The organism is Mycobacterium sp. (assembly GCF_035499775.1).
Classification (GTDB): domain Bacteria; phylum Actinomycetota; class Actinomycetes; order Mycobacteriales; family Mycobacteriaceae; genus Mycobacterium.
Window position 1 is genome coordinate 1 of the sequence record NZ_DATJYB010000012.1, and the last position, 3,521, is coordinate 3,521.

General features: G+C 68.0%; 4 protein-coding genes. 3 read left to right on the forward strand and 1 reads right to left on the reverse strand.

Annotated features, from left to right (window positions below; genetic code table 11):
- Positions 1–66: 66 nt before the first annotated feature.
- A complete protein-coding gene (locus VML93_RS00305; protein ID WP_325606454.1) occupies positions 67–687 on the forward strand; it encodes an isoprenylcysteine carboxylmethyltransferase family protein in 621 nt (206 codons plus the stop codon).
- On the opposite strand, the gene VML93_RS00310 is transcribed toward VML93_RS00305, so the two are convergent.
- The gene (locus tag VML93_RS00310; RefSeq protein WP_414686248.1) at positions 684–1,520 is read right to left on the reverse strand and encodes a GntR family transcriptional regulator; all 837 of its coding nucleotides are present in this window, start codon (positions 1,518–1,520) and stop codon (positions 684–686) included. The two genes, VML93_RS00305 and VML93_RS00310, sit on opposite strands and share 4 nt — an antisense overlap.
- 79 nt (positions 1,521–1,599) lie before the next feature.
- Here VML93_RS00310 and VML93_RS00315 point away from each other — a divergent pair, with 79 nt between their 5' ends.
- Positions 1,600–3,030, forward strand: a complete 1,431-nt coding sequence (locus tag VML93_RS00315; protein ID WP_325606459.1) for an MmgE/PrpD family protein — start codon at positions 1,600–1,602, stop codon at positions 3,028–3,030.
- A 21-nt stretch (positions 3,031–3,051) separates the two neighbouring features.
- The coding region (locus VML93_RS00320) for an isocitrate lyase/PEP mutase family protein (protein WP_325606460.1) at positions 3,052–3,521 on the forward strand (470 nt) is incomplete at its 3' end.

Below are 3,521 nucleotides of genomic sequence, written 5' to 3' on the forward strand. Positions count from 1 at the left end.
GGTGCCCGGCGCCGGTGACTGCGCGCCGGATGCCTCGGCTATCGATGCGGCAGTGGTGAGCGACTGATGCGGGCAACGACCGCCGCCGACGTCGCCCTGGCGCTGTTCGCGGCTTTCGGTGTGCTCGGATTCGGCTGGCGCAGTTGGCTACAGCACCGGCGCACCGGATCGAGTGGATTCCACGGGGTGAGCGGCCGGATCGGTTCGCAGGAATTCATCGCCGGGGTGCTGGTCGTGGTTGCCCTGGTGGTGGCGGTGAGTGCGCCGATCCTGCAGCGAGCCAAGGTTGTTAAGCCCCTTACCGTGCTGAGCGCAGAGTGGATCCCGGTCGCCGGCGTTCTCGTCGCAACGGCCGGCATCGCGGGGACGGTCTACGCACAACTGCAGATGGGCGATTCCTGGCGGATCGGAGTCGACGATCAAGAGACCACCACGCTGGTGCGCAGCGGCGTGTTCGGCCGGGTGCGCAATCCCATTTACACCGCCATGTTCACGTTCGGCAGCGGGATCGCTTTGGTGACACCCAATCTCGTCGCATTCGCCGGATTTGCCCTGCTCGTCGCCGCGATAGAGCTGCAGGTCCGCCGTGTCGAGGAGCCGTATCTGTTGCGCACACACGGCGCGGACTATCGGAGCTACACCGCCGCCGTGGGCCGGTTCATCCCGGGCGTCGGCCTGATTCGCTAGCGCGGCTCGCGGCGCACGTCGTGAGTGATCGCCAAACCGTCGCCGCTTTCGAGTTCGGCCGCCGACTGATTCAGCACCACACGGCTTCGGTTCGGCGACAACAGAACAGACAGCTGGTGATGAGGCGCGCCGGCCACGAATACCAATCGGTTGATGCGCAGCAGAGCGGCGCCGATCGCCGTGTCGAGCAGGTGCGCGTTGCGCGGGCCCGCGATCTCGGCGGTGATCTCATGCTGCACGCGGTCCACCACGACGCCGGTCTCGGAGAGCAGTTCGTACAGCGGCGCCCGAAGCAGCGCGGTTTCGGTCAACGCGTCGGCCAGTTCGCACGGCATCCAGGCGTCGGTGATGATCAACGGCTCGCCGGTGCGGCGTTGCCGGCGCACCCGGACAACGTGCAGTAGCTCCCCGGAGGCCCCGAGCGCCTCGGCAATCGCCGGTGGCGGACGCCGCGTGCCGAGCTCGACGACATCGACATCCGTCTCGAATTGGGTCTGGCGCAGCCCGTCCATATACGAGCGGCCCACCGAGAGCGGCTCCGACGGACCGTGTTCGCGGACAAAGGAACCCACGCCCTGCCTGCGCTCGATATATCCCTGCTGGGCCAAATCGGCCAGCGCGCGGCGGACGGTGATCCGGGAAACCCCGAATTGGTCACACAGCGTCTGCTCGGTGGGCAACGCTTCGCCGGGCGCCATGACTCCGCGGTCGATCTCGTCGTGCAGCACCAGGAACAGTTGCCGATGCAACGGCACCCCGGCGTCCGCCGACACCGGCGCGGTCTTACCTGTGCCCTTATGCACGTCCTGTTGCACGGTCACCAATGTTTCCACACCGCCCTCTTGCGCTATCGCTGCACTTGTTATATGTATATAACAACAAGCCAAGCGTAGGCAATCCCCGAGGAGTCCGATGACCGCGATACCGGATCAGGCCGCCACCGATCCCGACGGGCCGACCGGCCGATTGGCCACCTGGGTCGCCGACCTCGCGCTCGACCAGGTCCCGCAGTCCGTGGTCGAGCGGGCCAAACACCTGCTGCTGGACGGCCTGGGTTGCGCGCTGGTCGGGGCACAACTGCCGTGGTCGCGGGTCGCCACCGACGGTGTGCTCGGCCTGGAGAGCCCCGGCAACACCGTTGTCATCGGCACCGGCCGGACGACCAGCGGTCCGGCGGCCGCGGTGCTCAACGGCACCTTCGTCCAGGGCTTCGAACTCGACGACTTCCATCCGCTGGCACCGCTGCACAGCTGCTCGCTGCTCGTTCCCGCACTGCTCTCGACGGCGTCGGTTCGCCCGGAGCCGAGCACCGGCGCCGACCTGCTGCTCGCGGCGATCGCCGGCTTCGAAGTGGGTCCGCGAGTCGGGTACACGCTGCACGGCGCGCAGATGCTCGACCGCGGCTGGCACTCGGGATCGGTCTTCGGCACCCACGCCGCGGCAATGGCGTCCGGCAAGTTGCGTGGCCTGCAGCCGGCGCAGCTGGAGGACGCCCTCGGCTTGGCCGGCACCCAGTCCTCGGGGCTGATGGCCGCGCAGTACGAGGCGATGAGCAAGCGCATGCACCACGGTTTGGCGGCGCGCAACGGCTTCTACGCCGCGGGGCTTGCGGCGGCCGGCTACACCGGCATCAAACGGGTTTTCGAGCGTGAATACGGCGGATTCCTCAGCGTTTTCGGCGAGGGCCACGATCCCGACGCGTCACAGCTGACCGGCGAACTCGGCCGGCGCTGGGAGACCGCGATCATCATGGTCAAGTCCTACGCCGCGATGGGCGGTTTGCACGGAGCCATCGACGCCGCCAGGCAGCTGCGGCAATCTATTGTCCCGGAGGATATTTCGAAGGTCGACATCACCGTCGGCGAGACGGTGTACAAGCACGGTTGGTGGACGCCGGAACGGCCGCTCACCGCGATCGGCGCGCAGATGAACATCGGGTACGCGACCGCCGCGGCGCTACTGGACGGAAACGTACTGCCCGAGCAGTTCACCCCGGCCCGCCTCGACTCCGACGACATCTGGTCGCTGATCGCCGCGACGACGGTGCACCTCGACGAATCGCTGGCCCACGCCGATGTCACCGAACGCTTCCGCACCGACGTCGCCGTGACGATGCGTGATGGCACCGTGCACGCCACCCGTGTCCGGCAACCGCACGGCGCACCAACCGATCCGGTCACCAATGACGAACTCGTCGCGAAGTTCCACGCCTTGGCCGACCGGGTCACCAGCCGCGAGCGCGCCGAGGCGATCGCGCGCACGGTCATCGGCCTCGACGGCCTCGACGACACCGACGACCTGATAGACCTGCTGGCCGCCCCGGTCGGCGCCGCACTCGACTGACCCCGAACTGAAAGGACAGCAATGGCAACCACACCGGCTCGACAGCGGCTCAAAGAGCTGCTGGACAAGCGCGAACTCATCGTCGCGCCAGGAGTGTTCGACGGCATCTCCGCGCAGCTGACAAAACGCACCGGCCACGTCGCGGCGTACATGACCGGCGCGGGCGTCGCGGCCTCCGGGTTCGGCCTGCCCGACATCGGGCTGGTCACGGCGACCGAGATGGCCGACCGGGTGCGGATGATCGCCGACGCGTTGGGTGACGTCCCGCTCATCGCCGACGCCGACACCGGCTACGGCGGACCGATGAACGTGGTGCGCACCGTGCGTTCCTATGACGCCGCCGGGGTGGCCGCGATCCAGTTGGAGGACCAGGTATTTCCGAAGCGGTGCGGCCATCTGCCGGACAAGCAGGTCGTGGACGCCGCGGTGTTCGAGCAGACCCTGGCGGCCGCGCTGGACGCGAGATCCGACGACGACCTGCTGGTGGTGGC

Coding starts and splice junctions, on each gene's coding strand:
- VML93_RS00305 (WP_325606454.1), top strand. CDS start 67: ATGCGGGCAACGACCGCCGCCGACGTCGCCCTGGCGCTGTTCGCGGCT.
- VML93_RS00315 (WP_325606459.1), top strand. CDS start 1,600: ATGACCGCGATACCGGATCAGGCCGCCACCGATCCCGACGGGCCGACC.